Raw genomic sequence first — 26443 nt, forward strand, 5'->3', positions numbered from 1 at the left:
AGTCATGTACTGTCATGAGGGAGGGATAAACAAGGTCTTCTCTTGCCACAACCTGCCCCGGGGCGGCATGGTGGCCCCATGAGTACTGCACCAGAAAATCATGTTGTTTTTGAAGATGTTCTGCCGATGGCCCAGGGCCTGCTGGAAGCCGAGCGGGACGAGATCGCCAATCTGGCCAATATTGCGGCATTGCTGTTCGAGGCGATGGCGCAGGTCAACTGGGTCGGCTTTTACCTGATGAAGGGGGGCGAGCTGGTCCTTGGTCCGTTCCAGGGCCGGGTGGCCTGCACGAGGATCGCCGTAGGTCGAGGCGTCTGCGGGGCTGCCGTGGCCGAGCGGGCCGTGCAGCGTGTGGCGGATGTCCATGCCTTCCCCGGTCACATCGCCTGTGATGGAGCCTCGGAATCGGAGATCGTCCTGCCCATCATGAAGGATGGGGAGGTGCATGGCGTGCTGGACATCGACAGCCCCGTGAAGGACCGTTTCTCGGCAGAGGACCAGCAGAGGCTGGAGGCCCTTGTCCGGCTTCTGGAATCGCACATCTGATGGCGTGTCCCGCCTGTCTAGCGTCTGAAACGCCGGAGCAGGCGGGTACGGAGTTCTTCCAGCCCCAGCACACGCAGGGCCACGAGCAGCCCGCCATAGAGGGCTGCGCTGCTGCCGATCAGGACGATCAGGATGCAGAGCCGGGGCAGGGCGTGCCATTCCGGTAGGCCGGTGGCCAGAAAGCGGGCACAGCTCCAGGCCCAGATTCCCATGATGAGGGCCGCCACCATGATGCGGATGGCCCGTGACAGGCTCGTGACGGTGGGGCGGAACGAGTCCCGTTTCCAGAGCAGCAGGGCCAGTGCCCCCATGTTGACGATGGCGGCCAGCGTGCTGGCCAGCGGCGGAGCCAGATGGGCCAGCGTGCGGTACAGCAGCAGGTTGAGGGCCAGGTTGATCCCCATGGTGACGAAGCCGATGCGGACCGGTGTCGTGGTGTCGCCTTCGGCAAAGAAGGCCGGGGCCAGCAGCTTGATGATGATGAAGGCGGGCAGCCCGAGCGCATACATGCGGAGGGCTGCGGCGGAATTCTGCACGTCATGGGGCGTGAAATGCCCGTAGCCGAACAGGGTGGCCATGATCTCCGGTGCCAGGCTGAACAGGCCGATCATGGCGGGGAGGCTGAGCAGCAGGGCGTAGTTCAGGGCCTGGTTCAGGCTGGTCTGGAGGGCGGAGCGGTCATTGGCGGCGACGTGACGGGTGAAGAGCGGCAGCAGTGTCGTACCAAGGGCCGCCCCCAGCACGCCGAGGGGAAGCTGGTTGACCCGGTCCGCAAAATAGAGCCACGAGATGGAGCCTGTTGGCAGCAGGGTGGCGATGATGGTGTCGATGGTCAGGTTGATCTGCGTGACGCCGGAGCCGACCAGCCCCGGGAGCATCCGGCGCAGCAGCAGCCGGATGTCGGGCGACAGGGCCGGGCGGACCAGTGGCACCGTCAGTCCGGCCTTTCGGGCTGCCCAGAGCAGCCCGGCAAGCTGGGCGATACCGGAGAGGGTGATGCCCCATGCGCTGGTCGGGGCGACATGCTGGTGCCCCCAGAAGGCCCCTACAAGAATGGCGACGATCCCGACGATGTTGAAGGAAATGTACGCCGCCGAGGCGGCTGCGAAATGGTTGCGGGCATTGAGGATGCCGGCGACCAGGGCTGCCCCGCAGATCAGCACCGTATAGGGCATGGTGATGCGGGTGAGCTGCACGGCGATGGCGAAACGGCCCGTGCCGTGGGAGCGGAAGCCGGGGGCAATGAGGTCGATCACCCACGGCATGAAGATTTCTGCTAGAATGGTCAGCAGGCTCAGCCAGAGCAGCAGGAGGGAGAAGGCCTGCCCGGCCAGCAGAAGGGCAGCCGGTGGGCCTTCCTTCTCATAACGGGATGTGAAAAGCGGAACGAAAGCGGCGTTCAGGGCCCCTTCTCCGAAGAGGCGGCGGAACATGTTGGGCAGGCGGAAGGCGATCTGGTACGCATCCTGCACGGGGCCGGCTCCCAGAAACATGGCCAGAAGCTGGTCCCGCACCAGCCCCAGCAGGCGGGACAGCATGGTCCAGCTGCCAACGGTGAGAAGGTGACGCAGCATCGTTCAGGCGTGTTTCCGGCTTACCCGGCGGATCTCCTCCAGCAGGCGGGGGGCCTGGGGGTCTGTCAGCGGAGTGAACCAGCGGTGCAGCTTTCCCTGACGGTTGATGAGATATTTGTAGAAATTCCAGCGGGGCAGGGAGAGGAAGCCTCCTGCCTTCGCCAGCCAGCGGAACAGCGGAATGGCCTCCGTTCCCCGGACGACGGAGCGGGCCGCCAGAGGGAAGCTCACGCCATAACGACGCTGGCAGAACTGGCTGATCTGCTCCGATGTGCCTGGCTCCTGTCTGCCGAAATCATTGCTGGGCACGCCAAGCACGATGAGGCCATCTGGCGAGGAATGTCCCATGTCACGCCACAGGGTCTGGAGGCCCTCATATTGCTTGGTGAAGCCACATTCGGAGGCCGTGTTGACGACCAGTACGGGGCGGCCCCGCCACTGGGAGAGGTCAATCTCTCCGCCTTCAAGGGCGGGGAGCCGGAAATCATAAAAGCTGGTCATGATGGGGCCTATTCAAAACGGGTGGGACGGTCTAGCAGCTCGTCACGGGCCTGATGGGGGGTCAGCTCCCCGGACAGGAGACGGGTGATGACATTGATGATGGGGGTCTCGATGCCGAAACGCTGGCCAAGCTCCTGCAATGTCGGGGCTGTCAGAACGCCCTCGGCCACCGTGTCACGCTGGGCGAGGATGTCCTGTATGTTCTCGCCTTTTCCCATGGCCACGCCCAGGCTGTAATTGCGGGACCCGGCCCCCGTGGCGGTCAGGATCAGGTCGCCCATCCCGGCGAGACCATACATGGTGCGGCCCTGTCCTCCCATGGCATCGACAAGGCGGGCCGTTTCGGCCAGCGCACGGGTGATGATGGCGGCTCTGGCATTTTCACCCATCCCGGCACCGACACTGATGCCCGCCCCGATGGCGATGACATTCTTGGCCGCCCCGGCGATCTGCACGCCCAGCGGGTCCGTGCTGGCATAGAGGCGCAGGGTGGGGGTGGTGAGTCGTTCGGTCAGTGTCGTGACGAAGGCGAGATCATGGGCGGCCAGCGTGGCTGCGGCGGGCATTCCCCGGGCCACCTCGATGGCGAAGTTGGGGCCGGAGAGGACGGCGGCTGGTCGGCCGGGCATGGTCTGCCCCACGATCTGGAGCGGAAGCAGGAAGGTGCCCCGCTCCATCCCCTTGCAGCATGTGACGACCGGCACGTCGGGCTTCAGCTGCTTCTGGAGGGTCAGGGTGACATCCCGCAGTCCCTGCGTGGGGACGACAAGCAGCACGATGTCGGCTTCCGTCGGCAGGTCGCTGGTGACGGTGATGGCCTCCGGCAGGGTGACCTGTGGCAGGTGCGGCAGGGCACGGACTCCTGCCGGAACGGGGGTGCGTGTCCAGAGGGTGACCCGGGCGATGCGGGAGAGGGTGCAGGCCAGAGCGATGCCCCATGCTCCGGCACCGATGACGGCAATATGTGGCTGGACGGTCATGCGGATGGTTCCATCAGAGAGCTGTGTCCGGTGGAGGACGTTTCCTGTGTGGCCTGAGGCCGGTAGGGCTGGCGTTCACTCAGCGGCCAGCGGGGGCGGGGGGCCAGGGTGATGTCGTCCGGCACCTCGCCCTGTTTCAGCCGTTCCAGCGCAGCCCAGCCGATCATGGCGGCATTGTCGGTGCAGAGACGCAGAGGCGGTGCAAGGAAGGTGATCCCGTGCTGGCTGGCAATCTCTTCCAGCCTCTGGCGCAGCACGCCGTTGGCTGCCACGCCACCGGCCACCACGAGCGAGGTGACCTGCGGCACCAGAGCCAGGGCGTTGAGGATGCGGTCCGCCATCACGTCCGTCACGGCCTGCTGGAAGGAGGCGGCGAGGTCGGCGGCCACCTGCCGGGGCAGGGCCTCACGTCCGTATGGTTCGATGTGGCGGGCGACGGCCGTCTTGAGGCCGGAGAAGGAAAAATCGCAGCCGGGGCGGCCTTTCAGCGGGCGGGGGAGGCCGTAGGCCTGCGGGTCGCCTTCTCTGGCGAGTTTCTCCAGTGCCGGGCCGCCGGGCCAGCCCAGTCCCAGCATCTTGGCCACCTTGTCGAATGCTTCCCCGGCGGAATCGTCAATCGTGCCTCCGAGGCGGCGATACTGGCCGGTATCCTCCACGGTGATGCACTGGCAGTGTCCGCCAGAGACGAGCAGGGCGAGATAGGGGAAAGCCGGAGCCGTCTCACCCGGTCGCAGGGCCGCAGGCAGGCGGGGGGTCAGGATGTGGCCTTCGATATGGTTGATGCCCATGAAAGGCTTCCCGCAGGCCATGGCCAACCCCTTGGCGTAGGAACTGCCAACGATCAGCCCGCCAATCAGGCCGGGGCCGGTCGTGGCGGCAAAAAGGGCGATGTCCTCCAGCTCCAGCCCGGCCCGCCGGAGGGTCAGCTCCACCAGTTCCGGCAGGGCCTTCAGGTGGGCACGGGCGGCCAGCTCCGGCACGACACCGCCCAGGGCCGCATGATCCTCCTGCGAGAGGACGCTTTCCCCGAGCAGTGCTCCGTGGGCGTCCAGAATGGCGCAGGCGGTGTCATCGCATGAGGTCTCGATGGCCAGAAGCGGCGTCAGGTGGGAAATGTCAGACATGATCGGTTCATTATGGCGGATTCTTCGGAGCATGACACCCCTTCCAGAATCGGTTATGGAGGGAACACCATGAATGCTTCAAACTTTTCCTCCGCAGCACTTCAGAAAATTGCTGCCGAAGCGGCCCGCCGCTCCCATGTCCAGGCCCCGCCGGACCGCCGCAAACTTCCCCTGCGGGTCGGGACACGGGCGTCCCCGCTGGCACTGGTGCAGACGCGGCACTTCCTGACCCGGCTGACCCGTTTCTGTCCCGTCCTGCGGGACATGGGGGCCTTCAAGGAAGAGCAGATGCAGACCTCCGGAGACCTGAACCTCAAGGACCGTCTTGCCGAGATCGGTGGGAAAGGGCTGTTTTCCAAGGAGATTCATGAGCTTCTGGCCGTGGGCGGGATCGATTTTGCCGTCCACAGCCTCAAGGACCTTGAGACACACCTGCCGCCGGGGCTGGTGCTGGCCTGCACGATGAAGCGTGAGGATGCCCGTGACGTGCTGATGCTGCGCAAACGGGGCGTGAAGGTTGATCCTGAAAGACCGTTCGACTGTCTGCCGGAAGGGGCACTCGTGGGCTGTGCGTCCGTCCGCCGTCAGGCGCAGATGCTTCATGTCCGGCCGGACCTCCGCTTCACCCTGCTGCGGGGCAACGTGCAGACCCGGCTGGACAAGCTAGGGGCGGGACAGTGCGATGCGACGCTGCTGGCCTATGCGGGACTGAAACGCCTCGGCATGGAAGACCGCATCGACGTGCCGCTCTCTCCCGAGGTGATGCTTCCGGCCTCCGGGCAGGGTATCGTGGGCGTGACGGTGCGTGAGAGTGACCATGAGCTGCGGGAGCTGCTCTCCGCCATCGAGGACCCGGAGGCCCGGGCCGTGGCCACGGCGGAGCGTGCCCTGCTGGCGGAGCTTGACGGTTCCTGCCGGACGCCGATTGGCGGTTATGCCCAGCTCAAGGACGGGCGGCTTCACCTCTCCGGCCTTGTGGCCAGCGAGGATGGTACCTTCCTGCTGCGCCGGGAAATTGAAGGGTTGCCGGAAGATGCGGCCCGGATGGGCTACGAGCTGGCCTGTGAGCTGCGGCGGGACACGCCGCCCACCATTTTTGCCCAGATCGTGCAGCCCTGACGTCAATGCGTCCTGCGGTGCTGGTGACACGGCCCGAACCGGGGCTGGAGGAGACGGCCGGTGCCGTGCGGGCGCAGGGCTGGCGGGCAGTGGCCTGTCCCGTCATGAGGATGGTGCCGTCTCCGCCCCTTGCCGATCATCCGTGCAGGGCCATGCTGGTGACGAGCGGGCAGGCCCTGCCGTTTCTGGCCCGTCAGGACCGTGACCGTCTTCTGCTGACGGTCGGCCGCCGCACGGCGGAGCGTGCCGTGGCAATGGGGTTCCGGAATGTCGAGGCGGCGTCCGGGACGCAGGACGGGCTTGAGGCCCTCTGTCGGCAGAAGGGGCTGGATGGCCCTGATCTCATGCTGGCCTGCGGGCGGGGGCGGCATGGGCAGCCCTATGGTATCGGGCTGGCGGAATCTCTGGGAGCACGATGGGTCGAGGCCTATCAGGTCCACCCCATGAAAGCCCTCCCGGGGGAGGCTCTGGAGGTTCTGGAGGCGGGGGAGGCTGGTGCCGTTCTTTTCTATTCCAGCGAGACGGTGGCCCTGTTCATGGAGCTGTGTCCGCCAGAGCTGCACGGGCGTCTGGCGCAGTGCCGGTGTCTCTGCCTGTCCCATGTCATCGCAGGCCGTGCCGGGGAGTCCGGCCGCTGGAGGACGCTGGAAGTGGGTGATCCGTTGAAGCTTCTGGGGGTGAGGCGGCCCTGAAAAAAAAGGCGGACCGTGGAGGCCCGCCTTTCCCTGGTCAGACTGTCCGGGGGACAGGATCAGGCTTCGCCTTCCGGCTCGGGGAAGTTCTGTTCCTGTCTGGCATGCCACATGGCGGCGAAGTCGATCGGCTGGAGAGCGACCGGCGGGAAGCCGCCATCCCGCGTGACGTCGCTGATGATGGCCCGGGCGAAGGGGAAGATCAGGCGGGGGACTTCCACCAGCAGGATCGGCTCGATGAGGTCCTGCGGCGGGTTGTCCAGCGTGACGATGGCGGCATAGGCCAGCTCGGCGATGAAGACGACCGGGCCGGGTTCCTCGCTGCCTGCTGCCGGGGCTTCCGTGGCCTCGGCCCGGATGAGCAGCGTGACCTCATAGATGGACTGTTCCTTCTCGATGCGGCTGGCCTGCACGTCCACGTTCACGTTCACCTGCGGGGGGGCCTGAAGGGACGTGAATGTCGTGGCCCCACGGGGCACCTCGAAGGAGAGGTCCTTGGCGTACTGAAGGTTGATGGCCAGCGGCAGGGCCGGGGGGGTATTGTCCTCTGGTGCTTCGGGATTCGTCTTGTCAGACATCAGGATCATCCTTGCATGATGTGAACAGGGAGTGCCTACAGGCTGCCGGGCCGGCCTCTCGGTGTGGCATTCCGGTTTCCTGCCTGGGCAGGTCTTCACAAGGCGGTAGCATGTCTTCCGGGAGGGGCCAAGCAAGATGGACGATCTTTATGGCCGTTCCGCCCGGGACAGGCGGTGGAAGCTCTTGAGATTGCCACGGGAGCATTCTACCTTTAGGGCATCGTGCGGAGAGGTCGCCGCAGGCCTTGTTCCCGAATGTGATGATTAGGACGTGAGATGGCGGATTTCCCCTGGGATATCGTTTTTTGGGCCGTGCTGGCCGTCGTGACGGGCAGTGCCGTGTTTTTCGTGCTGGGACGCCGCGTGGGGGCCCAAGCCATCCGGCAGGAGCAGATGCCGGCAGCACGGGCCGTCGGGCAGCGGCAGGAAGGCGGAACGGTCGAGACCCCCAGGCCACCGCCTCTGCCCGGCCGTGTCGGGCCGGAGCAGAAAGCGACCGAATATGGTCTGCCAGAGGCGGGCACGCCTCTGGGGCAGTCGCTCGTCCGAGTCGGCGTGAGCATCAGCGGCTTCTCGGCGGAATATTTTCTCAAGAATGCCGAAGATGTGTTCGCCCGCACCATCAAGGCCTTCGCCTGCGCCGATGTCGGGACGCTGGAGAAGACCGTGAGTCCCGCCGTGCTGGACTCTTTCAGGAGTGTTCTGGAGGAGCGTCAGCGTCGTCAGGAGCAGGTGCATCTGGAACTCCGGCGCATTGAACGTCTGGACTATGTCACCGCCGTGACCGCTGACGCCACGGAGAGTGGAGCGGCCCGTCTCGGGGTCAGGATCGTGTCATGGCAGGTCAGCTACTGCCGGGATGCTTCAGGGACCATCATCGAGGGAACGGAAGCCCTGACGGAGTTCCGTGACCGCTGGACCTTTGAACAGGGCGTAAACGGCCAGTGGAAGGTGGTTGCAACAGAGGCTGACTGAGGCTACCCCGCTAGACAGGTTCGTCTCCCACCGGGGAGGTTGGGTATGTTGTAAGGCCCGGCAGGGTTCATGCCGGGGGCTGGTGTGCTCTGTTATGATAAGACGCTGTTTTTCTTCCGCTGGCCTGATGGTGGCCCCGCTGATGCTGGCCCTGGCCGGGTGCATGCCCGGTGTACCCACGGGCAAGGTGGGGGTGACGCCGGTCGGCTTCAGTTATCTTTCAGGCTGGGATCATGAGGATCACACCGCACTCCTCGGCATGGTGAAGCTGGAATGCCAGCGCATCGCCCATCTGCCGGAGGGTGCTCCTCTCGGGGGAGCCAGCACCCTGCCTTACGGGCGGCAGATGAAGGACTGGCAGAACGTCTGTGCGGCGGCCTCCGCCATGCAGGGCAGCAGTGCGACACAGGCCCGCCAGTTTTTCGAGAGCTGGTTCCAGCCTTACCTGATCAACCAGCAGGCCTTCTATACGGGCTATTATGATCCCGAGGTGTCGGCGTCCCTGACACAGGGAGGCGAGTACCAGATTCCGGTATATGGCCGTCCCAAGGACCTGCTACGGGGCCGCAACGAGAAGGGGGAGCTGGAGTATGGCCACTGGGTCAATTCCGTCTTCCGTCCCTATGACGACCGGGCCACGATTGATGGTGGCTCCCTCCAGGGGAAAGGGCTGGAAATCGCCTGGCTGAAAAGTCCGGTCGACCTGCTTTTCCTCCAGACCCAGGGGTCCGGCCGCCTGCGCCTTCCCGACGGGCAGCAGGTCTTTCTGGGGTATGATGGCCGGAACGGCCAGCCCTATGTGCCGATCGGCCGGGTGCTCGTCCAGCGCAGGCTGATGAAGACCGAGGACGTGGATGCCCAGAGCATCCGGGACTGGCTGGCCAGAAATCCCGATCAGGCCATGTCGGTGCTGGAGGCCAATCCGAGTTATGTTTTCTTTCGCCGTACGCAGCGCACGGCCGATGAGGGGCCGACCGGTGCGTTCGGTCTGCCACTGACCCCGCAGCGGTCTCTGGCCGTGGACAAGCGGTTCGTGGGTTACGGGATGCCTGTCTGGGTCGACATCAGCGGCAAGGATGCGCAGGGGCGGTTCGTGACGTGGTCCCGCATGACCTTCGCCCAGGATACGGGCAGCGACATACGGGGAGCCGGGCGTGGTGACCTCTTCCTGGGCTGGGGTGACAGGGCGGCGAAAATTGCCGGTGACATGAAGAATTACGGGCGGATGATGGTTCTCGTGCCCCTTCCGGCTCCCGGGGTCGGCGATGTCCCGCAGGACGGCACCGTGGCAGGAGCCAGCGCAGCAGGGGCGGGGCAGACATCTAGATGATACGTGCGCGTCGTGAGACGCTGGGGAGACATGCACTCATCCGGGGGGACTGCCTGAGCGTCATGCGGCGTATGCCTGCGGGCAGCGTGGATGTCGTGGTGACATCTCCGCCCTACAATCTCGGTCTGGCCTACCGCAGCTACAAGGACAGTCTCTCCGAGGAAAGCTATCTCGACTGGATGGAGCTTGTCTGCTCCAAGGTAGCCCGTGTCATGCGGGATGACGGGTCTTTCTTCCTGAACATCGCCGGGTCGTCGGCCCAGCCGTGGCTGCCCTTCGAGCTGATGGTCCGGCTGAGGAAGATTTTCACGCTTCAGAACCATATTTCATGGATCAAGTCCGTGGCGGTGGGTGAGGTGACATATGGACACTTCAAGCCGGTGAACTCACCCCGCTACGTCAACCGGAACCATGAGCACATTTTTCATCTGACGAAACTGGGTGACGTGGAGCTGGACAGGCTCGGGGCGGGCGTGCCCTTCACGGACAAGAGCAACATCAACCGCCGGCAGCATCGGGAAGACCGCCGCTGCCGGGGGGATACGTGGTTCATCCCCTATGAGACGGTGCGGAGCCGGTCGGCCCGGTACAGCCATCCGGGAACCTTTCCCGTCGCCCTGCCGGAGCGGTGCATCCGCCTGCATGGCCTGAGGCCGGACATGATGGTGCTGGACCCCTTCATGGGAACGGGGACCAGCCTCATTGCGGCGGAGTCCCTGAACGTGAGGTCCATCGGGATAGAGGCTGATACGACATATGTCCGGTTTGCACGCAAGCGGCTGCGTGCCATGATAGCGCAGGGCAATGATGCTGGGCTGTGATGAGAGACGGGGCGCAATAAGGTGGCAAGACGGATTCTGGGAGAGGATGAGGCGGCGTTGTGGCGTGCGTTCGTGCATGACGTGGCCCCTCTGCGGACAGGCCGGAATTCTGCGCCCGTTCCGGTGGCAGCGTCTTCTGGAAAGGAGGCCAAGGCTCCAGCCGGGGCCGGTGTGACCGGTGGCCGGGCAGGGCGCATGGTGACGGTCCGGCTGGTGGAGATGCCCGCCGTACAGCCTGTCCGTTCCCGTCCGGCACCGCATGTGGGCGTCCGCTCGCCCGGCCTGGATGACACGCAGTGGCGTCGCCTGTCCCGTGGTCAGATGAGGGTGGATGCCCGGCTCGACCTGCATGGCTATGTCGTGCAGGAGGCGTTCGAGGAGTTTCACCGTTTCATGCAGCGTAGCCGTGTCATGGGCTGGCGGTGTGTGGAGATCGTGACGGGGCTGGGGAGTGGCGCACGGGGCGGCAGCATCCGTCGGGAACTGCCTCAGTGGCTGCACCGTGCCGACATCGCCCCCATGGTGCTGGGGGTCGTGCACAGCCATCAGGGGAATCAGGGAGCGTTACGGTTTCTTTTACGGAAAAAACGGTAGAGAGATGATGAAGGATCATTCTCTCCTTGGAGAAGGAGGGAAGGTTTTCTATAACATTAATATCGAGAATGATTATCAATTGAGATAGGGGGATCACGAGGCAGGAGACGGGTCTTCTGCGGGATGGTCTTTCAGAGAGAAGGCGTAGGAACATGATTTCACTGAAGACCCTGCTGGGTTCCGCCAGTGTCATGCTGGCAGTTCTGGCTGGTGGCGTCCTGCCGGTCCATCAGGCGCAGGCGAAGGATGTCCGTGACATCACGGGAGAGGTCGTGTCCGTTCCCGACCATCCACAGCGGATCATTCTGGGGGAAGGGCGGCTGATCTACGCTCTGGAACCTCTGGAGGGCAGACACCTGTTCGACCACATCGTGGGCTGGCAGGGTGAATTCCGTGAGGCGGACAGACAGAACTACGAGCAGATGCTCAAGACGTTTCCGGAGGCCGACAGGGTCGCCGTGATCGGCCGGACGACTGCTGACACGATCAGTCCGGAGAAGGTCCTGGACCTCCATCCCGACCTCGCCATTTTCAGCACGACCGGTCACGGGCCGGGGCAGTCCGGCGACGTGACGGCCCGCCTGAAGGCGGCGCACATTCCCGTGCTGTTCGTGGATTTCCGGCAGGACCCGGTGAAGACGACCGTGCCCAGCATGCTCATCCTCGGCGAGGCCCTTGGTCATGAGGAAGAAGCTAGGGCCTATGCGGAGTTCTACGAGAGCCGCCTGAAGACCATCCGTGCGGTGGTGGACACCATACCGGAGGCCCAGAGACCCAGCGTGTTCATCAACATGCTGGCCGGTGCCCGGGAGAGCTGCTGCCACACGGCAGGCCGTGGCAACATGGGAGCCTTCATTGAGGCCGCAGGTGGCCGCAACATCGCCGCCGATCTTCTGCCGGGTTATATCGGGGATGTTTCCGCCGAGATGGTCATTGCCAGGAACCCTGACGTGCTGATCCTCGATGGCACCCGGGGACCGGGCAACAGCGGGCCGGGGCTGAAGATGGGGTCCCAGGTGACGCCGGAACTGGCGCAGGCCTCGCTCGACGCCCTGCTGAAAGCACCGGAGCTTGCCGGGCTGGGGGCTGTCCGCAACGGGCGGGCCTATGGAATCTGGCATACCTTCTATGACAGCCCGTTCAACATCCTGGCCATTGAGGTCATGGCGAAATGGTTCTATCCCGACCGTTTCAGGGACCTGGACCCGGATGCCGACCGCAGTCTGGTGCAGGGCCGCTTCACAGTGATGCCTAACAGCGGGACATATTGGATCAAGGCGAATGCCCATTAAAGAGACAGGAACGGAGACGGACGGGTCATCAGCCGAGATGGCCCGTCTGGCAGCCCGGCTGACAGGAATACAGACCTCTTACATAAAGCTGACCCGTCACAGGATCGGCCTTCTCGTTCTTCTGGCGGGGCTGATCGTCGTTTCCCTCCTGCTGGACTTCTCTCTCGGTCCGGCAGGTCTTGGGCCGAAGGCACTCATGCATGCGCTTCTCAATCCCTCATCCGGGACGAATGCGGTTATTGTATGGCATATACGCCTGCCTTATGCCCTGATGGCCGCCCTGGTGGGGGTCGCCCTCGGGATTTCCGGCGGGGAGATGCAGACGGTCCTGGACAACCCTCTGGCCAGCCCCTACACGCTGGGCGTGTCCGCAGCGGCGGCCTTCGGGGCCTCGCTGGCCATCGTGCTGCACTGGCATGTGCCTTACGTGCCGGAAAACTGGATGGTCCCGCTGGATGCGTTCGTCTTCGCCGTTGGTTCTGCCGGACTTCTGGAGCTTGTGGCTCGGGCACGGGGCCATTCCACCGCCATGGTCGTGCTGTTCGGCATTGCGCTGGTGTTCACGTTTCACGCCTTCGTGGCCCTGATGCAGTTCATCGCCGATGAGGACGCCCTTCAGGACCTCGTCTTCTGGACGATGGGCAGCCTGACCCGGGCTGACTGGGGCAAGATTTCCGTCATGGCCATCGGCTGCCTTCTGGTCCTGCCCTGCTGCTTCCGGGCAGCTCCGGCCCTGACGGCCCTGCGGCTGGGGGAAGACAGGGCGGCCAGCTATGGGGTGGACACACGGCGGCTGAGGATGATGTCCCTGCTGCGCATCAGTGTGCTGTCCGCCCTGGCGGTGTCCTTTGTCGGGACGATCGGCTTCGTGGGGCTTGTGGCTCCGCATATCGCCCGCCGTCTGCTGGGGGAGGATCACCGTTTCTATCTGCCGGGGTCTGCCCTGTGTGGGGGCCTCATCATGTCCCTGGCCTCCATTGCGGCCAAGAACATCCTGCCGGGCGTCGTGATCCCGGTGGGGATCGTCACCTCGCTGGTCGGGATTCCGTTCTTCCTCACCGTGGTTTTGAAAAAGGGGGGCTGACATGGTGGAGTGTCAGACGCATCAGCTCGAGGTTGAGAATTTCAGCGTCCATTACGGGCGACGGAAGGTCCTGCACGACATGACGCTCGCCCCCATGCGGGCGGGCCGGGTGACGGCCCTGCTGGGGCCGAACGGTTCGGGCAAATCCACCTTCATGCGGGGTGTGGCAGGCCTGACACGGGCGGAGGGGCGTGTCAGGCTGGCGGGGCAGGACCTTTCGGGACTTGGGGTGGGCGAGCGGGCCAGACTGGCGGCCTATCTGCCCCAGACCCTGCCGCCCGCCGTCCATCTTCAGGTGATCGAGGCCGTGATGGTGGCCCGTCGGGCCGGTGAGGCCGTGTCTGCCGAAATGGCCCTGAGGGAAAGCACCGACGTTCTAGAGGAGCTGGGCATCGGCAGGCTGGCCCTGCGTTACATGGACGAGCTTTCTGGCGGGCAGAGGCAGATGGTGGGGCTGGCGCAGGCTCTGGTGCGTCGCCCGGCCATGCTGCTGCTAGATGAGCCGCTGAGTGCGCTGGACCTGCGGTACCAGTTTGCCGTGATGGATGTTGTTCGCCGTGAGACACGCAGGCGCAACATCGTGACGCTGCTTGTCGTGCACGACCTGAACATCGCCCTCCAGCGGGCGCATGATGTCGTATACATGCGGGATGGCCAGCTTGTGGCGCAGGGAGCCGTCATGGCCGTGACGACCCCGGCGGTGCTGGGGCAGGTCTATGGTGTCCAGACCCGCCTTGAGGTCTGCCCCCGTGGCCTGCCTCACGTGCTGGTGGATGGTATTTTTGAGGATAATTGAGTGAGGCGCAATCTTTATTGTTGTAGGTTCAGGACTCATTGATATGAGTGGCCGGATGTGGTTTAGGCTCCGAAAGGGGACTAAAGGTGAGATATCTAATCGGCTGATGGACGAGCAGATGAAGTATTTGCAGCTTTTCTCCCGAAGGGCCACGACAAACCTCGTGTTATTGAGGACCGTTGTGTGTTGAGAGGGATCATTTTTGTTAACAGAAATGGTCTGTGTTGGCGTGATGCACCTCGAGTTATATTCTCGAGGCGGAAATCCCGAAAGAAACCAGCAAAACACGATCAACGGAAATGCAAAAGACGCAATCGTATTGAGATTATGTTCGGGAGGCTCAAAGGCCGGGAAGACAGGTCGCAACACCTTATGACGGACGCCCCTCCGTATTCTTCTCGGCAATCTGCCTCGCCGCAACCAGCATGAAATTATTTTTTATGCTTATTTAAAAAATCTGAAAGTGGTTTATATGGAATTCTTTTTAATTTTCCAAAATTAGTATCCTCATTGAAGTCTTTCCCTTCGGATTCTTTCCGTCCATACGTATTTTCATCTAAAGGAATTTCATTTCTTAATTTTTCTAATCCTGCTTTACTGCGGATAACAGGAGTTTCAAAGTTTCCATGCCATTTGCCGCCTGAAGTTAGAAGACGTTTATCTCGAGCGAGTACACAATCAATAACTGGAAAAGCTTCAACATCAATTATAGCCGGGCTTACGAAATCTGGATTATCACGCCTTTCCTGTAATTTATATGCAATTACAAGAAGAACATCTTTATCTGTTTTTACATTTTTAAGAGTAACTTTCTGAGATAGTCTCGCTGATGGCTCTCTAGGAGTAGGCGGTGTTTTCATTGAAATATTTTCATCAGGATTAACATAAAGAAGTTTCAATTCTATTCTAAGACCAGATTGTTTGTGCTCATAATCAGGATATCCTTCTCTTTCTCCAAGTATACCATCGGCTTTACTCAATCCATGCGCAAATCTTTCTGCCTGTTCCGATCCACCAGGGTCTTCATTACGAATAATTTTATCTAATTGAGGAATAGAGGCATCCACTAGGGTTCCTACAATAGTTCCTATTTGAGATGGCTCAAAAGTTTCAAGGGTATCTTTAGGAAGCTGTAATATGGGCAGTTGAACCCCAATAAGACTATAAACCGATTCTTTTAGGTATGAAAGCTTTTCTGCTGGAGGATGCTCGTAATCGTTGGGGTCAAGAGAATAATTTTTTGGGTCATATTTTTTTTTAGGCATTACATACTTTCCCTTATTTGCTCGGGGAGTAGTCTCAACCATGGAATATTAATAGCATTTGCCAAATCGACAAATTCTACAATATCTATTTTCCTTTGACCTTTTTCTATAAGACCAATAGTTTCTGCCGTTAAAAATGTTTTACCTTTTTGTTTTAAAATATTACTCACTTGGATAAGTGATAGTTCTTTACTTTTGCGTGCTGCTAACAGCGCACCGCAAATTGCAGCATGCCTCATATCATAGATAGCTTTAGTCATAATCACTCCCTTGTCTCCCGATGATCTTATGACGGAAACAAAAATCGTCTAAATATTCGAAATTTCTGTTTACACAGACGATCGTCTTGTGTACCCATCTGGAAAGTCTGAAGATGAGGGCATTATGGTGGGTAGACACAAATTAAATCCGGAGAGAAGGGAAACTATTCTTTTGCGCCTACAAGAGCTTCTTATGGCTAACTCTGGAGAAAATGCTTATGAGGAAGCATTTAAAATAATAGTTGCAAAAATATTTGATGAAATAAATGTAAAAAATAAAAAAAGTAAATTATTTAAGAATTATAAAACGCCAAAAGAAACCAGAGAAAATATTAATAAACTTCTTTATATGGCCTTAGAAAACTGGCCAGGTTCTTTAGAAGAAGGAAAAACAAATTTAAATGATACACATCTGGATATTTGTGTATCTGAGATTTCTAACATTACCCTATTAGACAAAAATATAGAAATAATAGATGATCTTTTTGAATATCTTGTTTCTTCTGATTCTAAAGGAAATAAAGGTCAATATTTTACACCAAGAAGTGTAATAGACTTTGCAGTTCATTTGATTGATCCCAAAATACACGAAAGTATTATAGACCCATCCTGTGGATCAGGAGGTTTTCTTGTACATTCATTGAATTATATAAAAGAAAAAAATAAAAATTCGTATAAAAATAACGTTTGGGGATTCGACTTTGATCCAAGAGCCGTAAGAATAGCAAGAACTTTACTCAGAATATCAGGAATAAAAAACCCAAATATATATAACGTTAATAGTCTAATAAACAATAAATCGCTTGATTTTTTAATAAAAACTAATAAAAATTGCTGCTTGCCAGCAAGTATAGAGTCGATTATGAATGTTGAATTCAACCAGAAATCTAAGTTTGATGTTTTATTTGCTAATCCTCCTTTTGCTGGAGAAATAAAGGAAGAGCATATATTAAACTCTTATGATATAAGTAAAGAAAAATCATCAATAGAAAGGGATGCGTTGTTTTTGGAAAGGTGTATAAACCTTTTAAATCCAGGAGGACGGTTTGCTATTATTTTACCCCATAATAAGTTGGCTGGAGTAGCATGGAAAAAATTACGAATATGGCTCATGCGGAGAGTGAAACTATCACTAGTTGTCGGACTTCCTCGTGCAACATTTATGCCGCATACACCTCAAAAAACAGCCCTTGTAATCGGAGAAAAACGGCGGAATAATGTTTCTTATCCGCCTAAAAATGAAGAAATAATGTTCTCTATTTGTGATAAAATTGGTAAAGATAGTTCAGGGCGTCTTATCAAGAAAATAGATTCAGACGAATTTTCTTCTCTATGGGAGCGATCCGATCATGATTTGCATGAAATATTATATCAATATCAAAATTATTTAGAAAAAAAGGAGAAAATATAATGTCTATTTTTAATATTATTAGAAGTGGATCTTTGTCAGAATACTATGTTTTGGCACCAGAGAGATATGATCCTCGTCGCTTGCAAAAAATTACACAGGATTCAGTAAGTTTGGAAGAGCTTTTTTCTATTGAGAATCCAACATTGTCAAAAAGAAATATTTTTGATAATGAAAAATATATTGTCATTGATACAGGTGATAGTTTTGAAGGTATAATAAATAATGGAAAAAAAGAAATTTTAGGGAAAGATGTTGGTAGTTCTAAGAAGACTGTTACATACGGAGATGTAATAATATCAAGGCTTAGGCCATATTTAAGACAAATTGGTTTTTTAGACAAAAGCTTTTTTGATGGAAAAAAAAATATATTAGTTAGTACTGAATACTTCATATTAAAATCGAGGGATTCTGATATAAACTCATCTTGGATTGTACCCTTCCTCTTGCTGAGTGAAATTCAAGAGTTATTATCAAGAGCACAAGAGGGGGGGCACCACCCAAGATTCAGTAAAGCTACACTTAGTGAGATAAAAATACCAATGAACATTGTTGATGATAGAAAAAGACTTTCCTTTGAAGTGGAAAAATATATAGATAGAATACAATTGAGCTACAAGTTTTTACGAAATCTAACCAATAATATAGAAAATATTATGCAAATCTAATGTTGATTTTTGGGGAAAAGCCTCTAGGCAGAGAACATGCTAGTTGTAGCGAGGCAGATTGCCGAGAAGAATACGGAGGGGCGTCCGTCATAAGGTGTTGCGACCTGTCTTCCCGGCCTTTGAGCCTCCCGAACATAATCTCAATACGATTGCGTCTTTTGCATTTCCGTTGATCGTGTTTTGCTGGTTTCTTTCGGGATTTCCGCCTCGAGAATATAACTCGAGGTGCATCACGCCAACACAGACCATTTCTGTTAACAAAAATGATCCCTCTCAACACACAACGGTCCTCAATAACACGAGGTTTGTCGTGGCCCTTCGGGAGAAAAGCTGCAAATACTTCATCTGCTCGTCCATCAGCCGATTAGATATCTCACCTTTAGTCCCCTTTCGGAGCCTAAACCACATCCGGCCACTCATATCAATGAGTCCTGAACCTACGGCCAGATGACGGCCGGTGGCATGGACATCAGGATGGCCTCCGTGTTGCCACCTGTTTTCAGGCCGAACAGGGTGCCCCGGTCATACAGGAGGTTGAACTCCACATAGCGGCCCCGTCGCCGGAGCTGGGCCTGACGGTCTTCGTCCGTCCAGGGGGTGAACATCCGCTTGCGGACGATGCCGACATAGCTGTTCAGGAAGGCTTCTCCCACGTCCCGGGTGAAGGCGAAGTCATTGGCGAGGTTCTGGCTGTCCAGCCAGTCATAGAAGATGCCTCCCAGCCCACGGGGTTCGTTGCGGTGCTTCAGGAAGAAATATTCATCACACCATTTCCTGAAGCGGGGGTAATATTCCGGATCGTGCCTGTCACAGGCTTTCTGAAAGGCCTGGTGGAACGTGGCCGCATCCTCGATGGCCTCCGGGCTTTTCGGGAACATGGGGGTGATGTCGCCGCCACCACCGAACCACCCCTTTGAGGTGATGATCATGCGGGTGTTGAAATGTGCCGCACTGACATGGGGGTTGCAGGGGTGCGCCACCAGCGAGATGCCTGTGGCGAAGAAGCGGGGGTCTTCCTCCGCACCGGGAATGGTCTTGCGGAATTCCGGCGAGAATTCACCCCAGACGGTGGAGACGTTCACGCCGACCTTCTCGAAGACACGCCCTTTCATGATGGACATGACACCGCCACCGCCTTCTGGCCGGTCCCAGGCCGTACGCTGGAAACGCCCCGGCTGCTCATGCCCGGCCAGAGCGGGAGCATCCCCGGCTGCCGCCTCGTCTTCCAGAGCCTCATAGGTGGCGCATATCCTGTCCCGCAGACTCTCGAACCAGCTGCGGGCCTCGTCCGTCAGGCCGGCATGGGGCAGGTCGGGCAGGGCAAAGGGCGTTGAGGATGGCATGGGCATCTCCTGATCTGTAAGGGCAGAAACGGGCAGGCGTGTTGCCCCGTATGTGTTGTCCTGACCATTCATAGGCCAAAGGTCTCATCATGACTTACTGGCTTTTCCTGATGCTGTAAAAAGGGGGGGCGGGCCTGCCTGTTGATTTTTGGGTTGGTCTTCTGAAACACTCTCCGCTATCTGATGGAGGACTGCCGGAAGGGTTGTGCGGGATTGTGTGACCTGCGGGCGGCCATCAGGTCGAGGCAGGATGAAGTGAGGATTTATGGTTGCAGACAAGATGATCGAGCCTGTCATTGGTGTCATCGGAGGTTCCGGCCTCTATGAGATTGACGGGCTGGAAAACCGGGAATGGCGTCGTTGTGAATCCCCCTGGGGTGCCCCTTCTGATGAACTCCTGTTCGGCACGCTGGAAGGCGTCCGCTGCGTGTTCCTGCCCCGTCATGGCCGTGGGCATCCCATTCCGCCATCCCGCCTGAACTACCGTGCGAACATTGATGCTCTCAAGCGGGCCGGCGTGACGGACATCATCTCCCTGTCCGCCGTGGGGTCTCTCAAGGAGGAGCTGGCCCCGGGCAACTTCGTGCTGGTGGACCAGTTCATAGACCTGACACAGGGGCGTCCCCGGACCTTCTTCGAGGAAGGCTGCGTGGCCCATGTCAGCATGGGTGAGCCGGTTTCCGCCCGCATGGCCACCACGCTGGCTGACGAGGCCGAGAAGCTGGGCATCACCGTCACACGGGGCGGCAGCTATGTCGTGATCGAGGGGCCGCAGTTCTCCACCCGGGCGGAGAGCCAGCTTTACCGCTCCTGGGGGGCGTCCGTCATCGGCATGACGAACATGCCGGAGGCCCGTCTGGCCCGTGAGGCCGAGATGAACTACGCCACGGTCGCCATGGTGACGGATTATGACTGCTGGCATGAAGAGCATGAGAACGTCACGGTGGAAGCCGTGGTCCGCACCATGAAGAGCAACTCCAAACATGCTCGGGAGCTGGTGCGCCGGGCCATTCCGGCCCTTGGCAAGGCCCGTCCCATCTGCACCGGCCCCGGTGCGGCTGAGCGTGCGTTGGATAACGCCATCATTACGCCACCGGAAGCAAGGGACTTTTCCGTTCTGGCCCGTCTGGATGCCGTTGCGGGGCGTGTGCTGTTCAGCTGAGCGGCCAGCCTGACGGTTCCGTGAAAGGAGGACCTCCCTGCCGGATGGCGGGGAGGTCTTTCCGTATGTGGGGCCTTCAGAAACCGTGCAGCAGGCCCCCGTCCACCGGGATACGGGTACCGGTGATGTAGGCGGCCAGAGGGCTGGCCAGGAAGGCGGCCATGTTGCCCAGCTCTTCCGGCTGACCGTAGCGGCCTGCGGGCACGCCATTTTCTTTTTGCCTGCGGAATTCTTCGAGCGGAATGCCAGCCTTCTCGGCCCGTATCCTGTTCAGGGAGACGATGCGGTCGGTCTCGAAGCGGCCGGGAAGAAGCGTGTTGACGGTCACACCATCACGGGCGACCTCCCGGGCGAGGGTCTTGCCCCAGTTGGCCAGGGCGGAGCGGAGTGCGCTGGACAGGACGAGATTAGGTATGGGCTCCACCACGCTGGTGGAGGATACCATGATGATCCGGCCGAACTGCCGCCGCCTCATGCCCGGCAGGTACTGGCCGACAAGCTGCATGACGGGAAGGAGCATCGTGGCGGCTTCCTTCTGCCAGAGGTCCGGGTCGCAGGCCGTGGCAGGCCCTATGGGTGGGCCGCCACCATTGCCGATGATGATGTCCGTTTCCGGCATGATGTCCCGCAGCGTCTCAAGGCAGGACCGGACACTGTCAGGGTCGGAGAAATCCATCCTGTGCCAGAGGGGGGTGGTGCCCGTTTCGTCTGCGAGGGATTGGGCCGTCTGGCGCAGCCTGTCTTCACTGCGGGCCAGAAGGCAGGTCTGGACGCCTTCCCGGGCCAGTGCACGGGCGATGCCCAGTCCAAGTCCCTGACTTCCCCCCATGATGATGGCGGAGCGGCCTTTCAGATGAAGGTCCATGTGGCAGTCTCCTGTTCCTGTGTGAGGCCCCGTCATGGGGCTGGCAGGGGGCAGGATCGGCTCCACACGGGGGGAAAACAAGAGGAAAGAGGGAGGGGCAGGAATGATAACGATATCCTGTCATTTTCCTGATGGTGTCAGGCAATAACGATTAAAAAAACAGCAGCATCATCGGCACGGCCTTCTTGACGCTACAGGGGGCCGTCACTATCTCTCACTCGCCCCGTTCGATCGGGGAGTTTACTGGTGCGCTGCTAGAATGAGCGCAATAACCCGGCTGCGCTGCTTTATGGAAGGGCCAGCCTAAAATGGAGTGATCCATGACGAAGTTTCGTCCCCTTCACGACCGTGTAGTGGTCCGCCGTCTGGACGGTGAAGAAAAAACCGCCGGTGGCATCATCATTCCTGAGACCGCCAAGGAAAAGCCGATGGAAGGCGAGGTCCTGGCCGTCGGGTCCGGTGCCCGCAATGAGCAGGGTCAGGTCGTGCCGCTGGATGTCAAGGCTGGCGATCGTGTCCTGTTTGGCAAGTGGTCCGGTACCGAGGTGAAGATCGGCGGTGAAGACCTGCTGATCATGAAAGAGAGCGACATTCTGGGCATCGTCGGCTGAGGCCACATTCCCGGATATTTTTCTCTCTGACCATCTTTGAAGGAATTAGGTGTTATGGCTGCTAAAGACGTGAAATTTGGTGCTGATGCCCGTGAGCGCATGCTCCGTGGTGTTGATATCCTTGCCAATGCCGTGAAGGTGACGCTCGGTCCGAAGGGCCGCAATGTCGTTCTGGACAAGAGCTACGGTGCCCCCCGCATCACCAAGGACGGCGTTTCCGTCGCCAAGGAGATCGAGCTGGCCGACAAGTTCGAGAACATGGGCGCACAGATGGTGCGTGAAGTGTCCTCCAAGACCAACGATGTGGCTGGTGACGGCACCACGACCGCTACCGTTCTGGCCCAGGCCATCATCCGTGAGGGTGCCAAGGCCGTCGCTGCCGGCATGAACCCGATGGACCTGAAGCGTGGCATCGACAAGGCCGTGCTGCGTGTCGTGGAAGAGCTGAAGACCCGTACCAAGAAGATCTCTTCCCAGGACGAGATTTCCCAGGTCGGCACGATCTCTGCCAACGGTGAGTCCGAAGTCGGCAAGATGATCTCCGAAGCCATGGAGAAGGTCGGCCATGAGGGTGTCATCACTGTGGAAGAGGCCAAGGGCCTGCACACCGAGCTGGATGTCGTGGAAGGCATGCAGTTTGACCGTGGCTACATCTCCCCGTACTTCGTGACGAACACGGAGAAGATGACGGCTGATCTGGAAAACCCCTACATCCTGATCCACGAGAAGAAGATCTCTTCTCTCCAGCCGATGCTGCCGCTGCTGGAAAGCGTCGTGCAGTCTGGTCGCCCGCTGCTGATCATCGCCGAGGAAGTTGATGGTGAGGCTCTGGCCACGCTGGTCGTCAACAAGCTGCGTGGTGGCCTGAAGATCGCTGCCGTTAAGGCTCCGGGCTTCGGTGACCGTCGCAAGGCCATGCTGGAAGACATCGCCATCGTGACCGGTGGTCAGGTCGTCTCCGAGGATATCGGCATCAAGCTGGAATCCGTCACGCTGGACATGCTTGGCACGGCCAAGAAGGTGCATATCGACAAGGAGAACACCACCATCGTCGAGGGTGCCGGTGCTGCCGAGGGCATCAAGGGCCGTTGCGCCCAGATCCGCTCCCAGATCGAAGCCACGACATCCGACTATGACCGTGAGAAGCTCCAGGAGCGTCTGGCCAAGCTGGCTGGTGGCGTTGCCGTCATCCGTGTCGGTGGCAGCACCGAGGTTGAGGTGAAGGAGCGCAAGGACCGTGTTGATGACGCCCTGCACGCAACCCGTGCCGCTGTTGAGGAAGGCATCGTCCCGGGTGGTGGTACGGCTCTGGCCCGTGCAAGCCTGCTGTTCGATGACCTGACCTTCGAGAACGATGACCAGCGTGCTGGTGCCCAGATCGTCCGCAAGGCCCTTCAGGCTCCGCTGCGCCAGATCGCCCACAATGCCGGTGAAGATGGTGCCGTGATTGCTGGCAAGGTGCTGGAACTGAGTAACTACAACGAAGGCTTTGACGCCCAGAAGGGTGAGTACAAGGACCTCGTGGCTGCCGGTATCATCGACCCGACGAAGGTCGTCCGCACGGCCCTTCAGGATGCAGCCTCCGTGGCTGGCCTGCTGATCACCACCGAAGCCATGGTTGCCGAGCGTCCGGAGAAGAAGTCCGACGATGCTGCCGGTGCCGGTATGGGTGGCATGGGCGGAATGGGTGGCATGGGAGGTATGGGCGGCTTCTGATCGCTCATCCTTTCCCATCCCGGTCACTACGGCCGGGATGGCCTCCTGTCCCGTACGGGCAGAAAGAAAAGCCTCGCTCTTTCGGGAGCGGGGCTTTTTTGTGTTTTAACGGTTCAGGAAGCCGTCAATGTCGGCCAGTGCTTCGGTCAGGGACAACCGCTGGACGGGTACGCCATCCGGGAAGGCCGAGAGAAGGCGGGACGGCATCCGGCTGTCCAGAATGATGAACACGCCCCGGTCATCAGCACGGCGGATGAGACGGCCGAAAGCCTGGCGCAGGCGCATCCGGGTGATGAGGTCGTCATAGTCACCCGGCCTGCCGCCGGAAAGATGGCGGCGGCGTTCCCGATGCAGGATGTCGGGCCGGGGCCAGGGGGTGCGTTCCATCACCACCATGCGGAGTGCCTCTCCGGGAACATCCACGCCATCCCGCATGGCATCCGTGCCCAGCAGGCAGCTGTTCGTCTCGGTACGGAAGACATCCACCAGCGTGGCGTTGTTCATGGCATCCACATGCTGGGCATAGAGGGGGATGTTCTTCATCCCCAGTGGCTCATGGATGCGGCGGTGGACGTCCTTCAGCCGTCGGATGGCTGTGAACAGCCCCAGTGCTCCTCCATTGGCAGTTTCAAAAAGGGCCTGAAAGGCCTGCGCCTGTGCTGCCGGGTCCCGTGAAACGTCCGTGATGATGTAGGCCCGTGTCTGGTGGGCATAGTCGAAGGGACTCATCAGGGCCGCCCGCATGGGGGGCTTGAGGAAATGCGCCGTGCCCAGACGGCGTTCGGCCTTTTCCCATCCGGCTTCCCCGTCCTCATCCGGACTGCGGTCCCGCAGGGTGGCGGAGGTGATGAGCAGCCCGTGCGTGGTGCTTTGCAGGGTGCTGGCGAAGGGAATGGTCGGGTCCAGCCAGTGGCGGTTCAGGGCGATGTCATGTCCTGCCTGTAGGAGCCGTGTGGCGGGCAGGGGTTCACGATGGATGAAGTCCACATAGGTGGGAAGCCCCCGCTGGATGGTCGGCTGGTCCATGATGGCCCGCATCATGCTGATCCACCCCTGGAGGCGGGAGAGGGCACGGCGGTACAGGCTGCGTATGGTTCCTTCCAGCCGCTGCTGGAAGCTGGTGTCCGGGTCTTCGTCCTGATTTTCCAGTGCTTCCTGAAGATGTTTGATGATCCGGTCCAGCGGGGTGACGATGTCCTGAAGGGCCGTGAGCAGGGCCTCGGCCCGTTCCCTCAGCGGGGCGGGGATGGGGTGCAGGTCGCATTCCTGCCGGGGGTAATGGCCCTGTTCGCCCCGTGTCTGCATCTGTATCTCATCCATGCGGGCATCAAGCTGCATGTCCAGCATCTGGAGGAAATCCTCGGCAGGCTGGGCGGGGGAGGATTCCTCCACTGCCGTGGCCAGGGGCATGTCCTCATCATCGTCACTGGAGGCAATGTCAGGGGAAGTGTCCTCCTCCGTCAGGGGGCTTTCCGGCTGGGGTGGGGTCAGACGGGCCTGTCTGGCTTCATGGAGGCGGCCGCTCCAGCCCGGGCGTGGAAGTCCTTTCTGGGTGGCATGGACGAGGTCCTGAAGACAGTCCTTCAGGGCAGGGAGACGCTCGAGCAGGTCTTCCATGCGGCGCATCAGCCCACGGGCACGGGAGCGTCCCCCTTCTGCCCCGAGGATCCAGCGGCGCAGGTCAGCCGCTTCCAGCCCGGAGAAGACCAGGGAGAAGGCACTGTCCGCCGCATCGGGGATGTGATGGCCCTCGTCGAAGACATAGCGGGTGGGGACGCCATTCTCGTCCGCCAGATTGCCGGGGGCCATGTCCTGCGGCAGCATGGCGTTCCACGCCGCCTGGGACAGGACGAGCGCATGATTGGCGATGACGAACCGGGCATGTTGCGCACGGCGTATGCCATGCTCGATGAAGCAGCTCTGATAATGCGGGCAGGCGGAATGGATGCATTCGCCCCGCCGGTCGGCAATCATGTTCAGCAGCCCGGGCTGGAACAGGTCCCCGAACCAGCCGGGCAGGTCGCCTCCCATCAGGTCGCCATCCTCCGTGGTTTCGGCCCAGAGGGCAAGAAAGACCAGCGGGATGAGGCCGGGCTGCCCCTGTGGCTGGCGGTTGAGGAGAGCTGTGGTGATGTCCTCCAGATTCAGGAGGCAGAGATAGTTTTCCCGCCCCTTGCGGATGACGGCAAGCTCGTGCCGTTCTGTCGGGCTGGGGTAAAGGCGGGTCAGTTCCTGTTCGATCTGCCGTTGCAGATGGCGGGTATAGGTGCTGACCCAGACCGCTCCGTCATTCTTTTCGGCCCAGAGGCTGGCCGGGGCGATGTAGCCCATCGTCTTTCCGGTTCCCGTTCCGGCTTCAGCCAGCATGATGTTGGGTGCATTGGCGACATCCCGGGGGGTGAAGGCATAGCTCGTGGCCGAGGCAAAGTCGGCCTGACCGGGGCGGGGTTCCGCATTCCTGCCCAGCAGGGCGGAAAGACGCCTGCGGGCTTCCTGCTGGCTGACAGGCTGGCTGCCGGCGGGCGGACGGGCGGCACGGTCCTCCCACTGGGGCAGGCGTTTCCATATTTTCAGGGCATCGGCCTTCCGGCCCCTGCTGGCAGGGGGGGGACCGTCCTGAGGAGGGAGGGCATCCTTCACGATGTCGTGCCAGCTCCATCCGGCCCGTTCCAGGGTGGGGAGCAGGAGGTGGAGCGTGGCGATTTTCTGGGGAGGCTGCCCTGACAGTTCATCGAGAAGATGACGGGCGATCCGGTAGAGGATGTCGGCCTGTAGGGGGGCCGTGTCAGCCGGTTCGGCAAGGCCCAGCTCCAGGGCGAGACCACGGGCCGTCGGGGTCACGCTGCGGGCCGGATGGACGAGAAGGAACAGCTCCAGCAGGTCCAGCCAGGGGGCGGGAGGAGGTTCCGGGGGCAGCTCCAGCAGGCGGAGCGTGGCAGGGCCGTGGATGAGCAGCGGCGGGGGCAGCAGGCGGAGCGTGTTGCGGACCTCAGGGAGGGGAGTGTCCAGCACCTCCCCGTCAGGCGTGATGAGGGAGGAGAGGCCGTGCCGGGCGATCAGGGCCGGAGCGTCGAGGAAGGAGCGGAACAGGCTGGACATCCCCTCCCTCATACACAGGAAGCCTCCTTTCTGCGAGGAG

General features: G+C 59.7%; 25 protein-coding genes and 4 pseudogenes. 17 read left to right on the plus strand and 12 right to left on the minus strand.

Translation table 11 applies throughout. The annotated features are described in order from the left end of the window. Positions 1-78: 78 nt before the first annotated feature. Entirely contained in the window at positions 79-546 is a 468-nt protein-coding gene (locus CPA56_RS01935) for a GAF domain-containing protein (RefSeq protein ID WP_182040345.1), read from the plus strand. 17 nt (positions 547-563) lie between these two features. On the opposite strand, the gene murJ is transcribed toward CPA56_RS01935, so the two are convergent. From murJ to tsaD, 4 genes are read right to left on the minus strand one after another with little or no spacing between them, the layout of a single operon-like run. Next, on the minus strand, positions 564-2120 hold the full coding sequence (gene murJ, locus CPA56_RS01940) for a murein biosynthesis integral membrane protein MurJ (protein ID WP_182040346.1): 1557 nt from the start codon (positions 2118-2120) through the stop codon (positions 564-566). A gap of 3 nt (positions 2121-2123) precedes the next feature. Continuing rightward, a complete protein-coding gene (locus CPA56_RS01945; RefSeq protein WP_182040347.1) occupies positions 2124-2621 on the minus strand; it encodes a glutathione peroxidase in 498 nt (165 codons plus the stop codon). Between the two features lie 8 nt (positions 2622-2629). Beyond that, the gene (locus CPA56_RS01950) at positions 2630-3601 is read right to left on the minus strand and encodes an NAD(P)H-dependent glycerol-3-phosphate dehydrogenase (protein WP_182040348.1); all 972 of its coding nucleotides are present in this window, start codon (positions 3599-3601) and stop codon (positions 2630-2632) included. Next, a complete protein-coding gene (gene tsaD / locus CPA56_RS01955) occupies positions 3598-4725 on the minus strand; it encodes a tRNA (adenosine(37)-N6)-threonylcarbamoyltransferase complex transferase subunit TsaD (RefSeq protein WP_182040349.1) in 1128 nt (375 codons plus the stop codon). The genes CPA56_RS01950 and tsaD overlap by 4 nt, the downstream gene beginning before the upstream one ends. A 69-nt stretch (positions 4726-4794) precedes the next feature. Here tsaD and hemC point away from each other — a divergent pair, with 69 nt between their 5' ends. Continuing rightward, positions 4795-5844 carry a hydroxymethylbilane synthase gene (gene hemC, locus CPA56_RS01960; protein ID WP_182040350.1) on the plus strand — a complete coding sequence of 350 codons (1050 nt, stop codon included), beginning with the start codon at positions 4795-4797 and terminating at the stop codon, positions 5842-5844. A gap of 5 nt (positions 5845-5849) precedes the next feature. After that, positions 5850-6536 (plus strand): uroporphyrinogen-III synthase, encoded by a 687-nt coding sequence (locus tag CPA56_RS01965; protein ID WP_182040351.1) that lies wholly within the window; start codon positions 5850-5852, stop codon positions 6534-6536. A 59-nt stretch (positions 6537-6595) separates the two neighbouring features. Here the strand turns inward: CPA56_RS01965 and secB are convergent, their stop codons facing one another. Further along, on the minus strand, positions 6596-7114 hold the full coding sequence (secB, locus tag CPA56_RS01970) for a protein-export chaperone SecB (protein ID WP_182040352.1): 519 nt from the start codon (positions 7112-7114) through the stop codon (positions 6596-6598). 276 nt (positions 7115-7390) lie between these two features. On the opposite strand from secB, the gene CPA56_RS01975 reads away from it, so the two are divergent. The 9 genes and pseudogenes from CPA56_RS01975 to CPA56_RS09575 all read left to right on the plus strand — a co-directional run. Then, entirely contained in the window at positions 7391-8089 is a 699-nt protein-coding gene (locus CPA56_RS01975) for a Tim44/TimA family putative adaptor protein (protein WP_182040353.1), read from the plus strand. 94 nt (positions 8090-8183) lie between these two features. Next, entirely contained in the window at positions 8184-9419 is a 1236-nt protein-coding gene (mltA, locus tag CPA56_RS01980) for a murein transglycosylase A (protein WP_229707275.1), read from the plus strand. Then, complete coding sequence (locus tag CPA56_RS01985; protein ID WP_182040354.1) at positions 9416-10240, plus strand: DNA-methyltransferase; 825 nt, start codon at positions 9416-9418, stop codon at positions 10238-10240. The genes mltA and CPA56_RS01985 overlap by 4 nt, the downstream gene beginning before the upstream one ends. 21 nt (positions 10241-10261) lie before the next feature. Beyond that, positions 10262-10834, plus strand: coding sequence for a Smr/MutS family protein (locus tag CPA56_RS01990; protein WP_182040355.1), 573 nt, complete (start codon positions 10262-10264; stop codon positions 10832-10834). Between the two features lie 152 nt (positions 10835-10986). Then, positions 10987-12126 (plus strand): ABC transporter substrate-binding protein, encoded by a 1140-nt coding sequence (locus CPA56_RS01995; RefSeq protein WP_182040356.1) that lies wholly within the window; start codon positions 10987-10989, stop codon positions 12124-12126. Continuing rightward, positions 12116-13210 carry a FecCD family ABC transporter permease gene (locus CPA56_RS02000; RefSeq protein ID WP_182040357.1) on the plus strand — a complete coding sequence of 365 codons (1095 nt, stop codon included), beginning with the start codon at positions 12116-12118 and terminating at the stop codon, positions 13208-13210. The genes CPA56_RS01995 and CPA56_RS02000 overlap by 11 nt, the downstream gene beginning before the upstream one ends. 1 nt (position 13211) lies before the next feature. Then, positions 13212-14006, plus strand: coding sequence for an ABC transporter ATP-binding protein (locus tag CPA56_RS02005; RefSeq protein WP_182040358.1), 795 nt, complete (start codon positions 13212-13214; stop codon positions 14004-14006). Between the two features lie 141 nt (positions 14007-14147). Beyond that, positions 14148-14252 (plus strand): annotated as a pseudogene (locus tag CPA56_RS09570) (IS5/IS1182 family transposase); the annotation flags it as partial. Positions 14253-14264: 12 nt separating this feature from the next. Beyond that, positions 14265-14458 (plus strand): annotated as a pseudogene (locus tag CPA56_RS09575) (hypothetical protein); the annotation flags it as partial. Here the strand turns inward: CPA56_RS09575 and CPA56_RS02015 are convergent. Together CPA56_RS02015 and CPA56_RS02020 are read right to left on the minus strand one after the other, a co-directional pair. Continuing rightward, positions 14438-15271, minus strand: a complete 834-nt coding sequence (locus CPA56_RS02015; RefSeq protein ID WP_182040359.1) for a hypothetical protein — start codon at positions 15269-15271, stop codon at positions 14438-14440. The pseudogene CPA56_RS09575 and the gene CPA56_RS02015 overlap by 21 nt on opposite strands. After that, a complete protein-coding gene (locus CPA56_RS02020) occupies positions 15271-15531 on the minus strand; it encodes a hypothetical protein (RefSeq protein ID WP_182040360.1) in 261 nt (86 codons plus the stop codon). Before CPA56_RS02020 ends, CPA56_RS02015 begins: the two co-directional genes overlap by 1 nt. A 124-nt stretch (positions 15532-15655) precedes the next feature. Between CPA56_RS02020 and CPA56_RS02025 the strand changes: the two genes are divergently transcribed. Then, positions 15656-16942 carry an HsdM family class I SAM-dependent methyltransferase gene (locus CPA56_RS02025; RefSeq protein ID WP_182040361.1) on the plus strand — a complete coding sequence of 429 codons (1287 nt, stop codon included), beginning with the start codon at positions 15656-15658 and terminating at the stop codon, positions 16940-16942. Beyond that, entirely contained in the window at positions 16942-17607 is a 666-nt protein-coding gene (locus tag CPA56_RS02030) for a restriction endonuclease subunit S (RefSeq protein ID WP_182040362.1), read from the plus strand. Before CPA56_RS02025 ends, CPA56_RS02030 begins: the two co-directional genes overlap by 1 nt. Positions 17608-17630: 23 nt before the next feature. Here the strand turns inward: CPA56_RS02030 and CPA56_RS09580 are convergent. The 3 genes and pseudogenes from CPA56_RS09580 to hemF all read right to left on the minus strand — a co-directional run. Continuing rightward, positions 17631-17812 (minus strand): annotated as a pseudogene (locus tag CPA56_RS09580) (IS5/IS1182 family transposase); the annotation flags it as partial. A 12-nt stretch (positions 17813-17824) separates the two neighbouring features. Beyond that, a pseudogene (locus CPA56_RS09585) lies at positions 17825-17941 on the minus strand (IS5/IS1182 family transposase); the annotation flags it as partial. 103 nt (positions 17942-18044) lie between these two features. Further along, on the minus strand, positions 18045-18950 hold the full coding sequence (hemF, locus tag CPA56_RS02040; protein ID WP_182040363.1) for an oxygen-dependent coproporphyrinogen oxidase: 906 nt from the start codon (positions 18948-18950) through the stop codon (positions 18045-18047). Between the two features lie 265 nt (positions 18951-19215). On the opposite strand from hemF, the gene CPA56_RS02045 reads away from it, so the two are divergent. Continuing rightward, positions 19216-20112 (plus strand): S-methyl-5'-thioadenosine phosphorylase, encoded by an 897-nt coding sequence (locus tag CPA56_RS02045; RefSeq protein WP_182040364.1) that lies wholly within the window; start codon positions 19216-19218, stop codon positions 20110-20112. A gap of 76 nt (positions 20113-20188) precedes the next feature. Here the strand turns inward: CPA56_RS02045 and CPA56_RS02050 are convergent, their stop codons facing one another. Continuing rightward, the gene (locus CPA56_RS02050) at positions 20189-20977 is read right to left on the minus strand and encodes an SDR family oxidoreductase (protein WP_182040365.1); all 789 of its coding nucleotides are present in this window, start codon (positions 20975-20977) and stop codon (positions 20189-20191) included. A gap of 320 nt (positions 20978-21297) precedes the next feature. Here CPA56_RS02050 and groES point away from each other — a divergent pair, with 320 nt between their 5' ends. Both groES and groL read left to right on the plus strand, forming a co-directional pair. Further along, the gene (gene groES / locus CPA56_RS02055; RefSeq protein WP_043560528.1) at positions 21298-21588 is read left to right on the plus strand and encodes a co-chaperone GroES; all 291 of its coding nucleotides are present in this window, start codon (positions 21298-21300) and stop codon (positions 21586-21588) included. A 54-nt stretch (positions 21589-21642) separates the two neighbouring features. Next, positions 21643-23304, plus strand: coding sequence for a chaperonin GroEL (gene groL / locus CPA56_RS02060; protein ID WP_043560525.1), 1662 nt, complete (start codon positions 21643-21645; stop codon positions 23302-23304). A gap of 105 nt (positions 23305-23409) precedes the next feature. On the opposite strand, the gene CPA56_RS02065 is transcribed toward groL, so the two are convergent. Further along, positions 23410-26403: an ATP-dependent DNA helicase gene (locus CPA56_RS02065; protein ID WP_182040366.1), complete on the minus strand. Its 2994-nt coding sequence runs from the start codon at positions 26401-26403 to the stop codon at positions 23410-23412. Between the last annotated feature and the right edge of the window lie 40 nt (positions 26404-26443).

The organism is Bombella mellum (genome assembly GCF_014048465.1).
GTDB classification, from domain to species: Bacteria; Pseudomonadota; Alphaproteobacteria; order Acetobacterales; family Acetobacteraceae; genus Bombella; species Bombella mellum.